Origin of the sequence: Rhodoplanes azumiensis (assembly GCF_042682915.1) — a bacterium.
Classification (GTDB): Bacteria; Pseudomonadota; Alphaproteobacteria; order Rhizobiales; family Xanthobacteraceae; genus Rhodoplanes; species Rhodoplanes azumiensis.
The window spans coordinates 1-1,548 of the sequence record NZ_JBHUIW010000066.1 but is presented as its reverse complement, the minus strand read 5'-3'; the positions used below and the strand labels follow the sequence as shown (position 1 = coordinate 1,548).

Sequence of the window (1,548 nt, the reverse complement as noted above, 5' to 3'; positions counted from 1 at the left end):
GAAATTTCATCCGACACGCAGGCTATGCACCAACGTGAGCGAAAACCGGTCTAACATCCTCCGCGGTCGGGGCATCGCCGGCCGTGTCCACCTCGTGGCGCTCATTCGACCGCATCTATCGATCGCGCGTGACGGCGATCGCGACGTAGGTCGCGGGCTTGAACGACGCCAGGGCTGCCCAGGCCTCGGCGGGCGGCGCGAAGCCAGGCGGCGCGACGGCCGGCGGCTCGGCGCCGAGCGGGCGCGGCTGCCTGGTCTGCGGATCGAGCACGGCGGTGACGCCACCGACCGTGCGGGTGCGCGCGTCCCAGGCGAGCACCACCTGCAGCCCGGTGGCGGGATCGTTGGCGAGGAGGCCGGTGCCGTCGGCCGTGAAGCCGACCACGAGCATCCAGGCAACCGGCCGCGCTCCGTCCGTCCCCACTGCACCGCCGAGCATCACGGGCCCGCCGGCGAGCAGCGCCGCCAAGTCGACGCCCTCACCGAGCAGGAAGCCGGCCGCATCGGCGGGCGTGCGCACCGTTCCATTTCGGTCGATCAGACGCACGCCCGCGATGGCCGCCCAGCCGGGCACGCCGTCGGCCCGCAGGCTGTCGATCTTCGGGGCATCGGGCGTTTGGGCGAGCCCCCGCGCCACCATGGCCGCGATGGTCGCCTCGCCGGCCGCGGAGGCCCAGTCGGGCAGCGATGCGCCCATGTACTGGGTTCTGTCGAACTGCGAGATCGCCGGGAACACGAGGTCGGTGCCGGCGGCCGGCGCGACGTTCTGACTGGGCGCCGCCGTGATCGTGACCGTGGCGCCCCCCGGGGCCGGCCCCGGTGTGGCGACGCGACCCGGCGGCGTCGGGGCGATCGTCGCCAGGACGACGGGCGCGGTGTCGACAGCCTGATAGCTGATGGTCACCGGCGTCAGTGGCGCAGCGAGGCCCGGCGCCGTGTACCGGCTGGTCGGGAACTCGGCCGTGGCGACATCCGCGGTCTCGGCCGTGACGGTGAGGGTGGCTCCGACATAGGCGATGTCGTAGTTCGCCGCCGCCAGTGTGCCGCGCAGGATCGCATAGGCCCCTGGCGACTCGCCGGCCTCCCGCGCGAGCGCGCCGGTCAGCGTGTCGGAGCCGTAGAGCGTGCCGCTCACCCGATAGGTGAGGATCGGGTCCGGATCTCCGGCCTGCTTGCTCTGCGGGTTCGCAGTGATCACGAGGGACGCCGGCGTGATGTCGGCGGTCGTCGTGAAGGCCGTCGAGGCCAGCACGTAGTTGCCGGCGTCGGCGCCGGAGATCGCGTAGGTGCCGGTGACGGTCTTGGCCGTGCCGACATTCTTGTCGGCATAGGTGGTGCCGCCGAGGCTCAGCGTCACGGCGTCGCCGCCGACGAGGCCGGCGAGGCTGCCGTTGCCGGTGACGGCGGCCGCGGTGGTGCCGTCGTAGACCTTGCTGCCGGCGACCGTGCCGGCCGCGGCGAGCGTCAGGGTCGCGGCCGTGATGTCGGCCGTGGTCGTGAAGGCCGTCGAGGCCAGCACGTAGTTGCCGGCATCGGCGCCGGAGATCG

General features: G+C 72.9%; 1 protein-coding gene. It reads right to left on the bottom strand.

What is annotated here, in order from left to right; all coding sequences use genetic code 11:
- Positions 1–115 precede the first annotated feature (115 nt).
- Positions 116–1,548 (bottom strand): MBG domain-containing protein (locus ACFSOX_RS23590; RefSeq protein WP_378480259.1); only part of this gene is annotated, 1,433 nt, incomplete at its 5' end.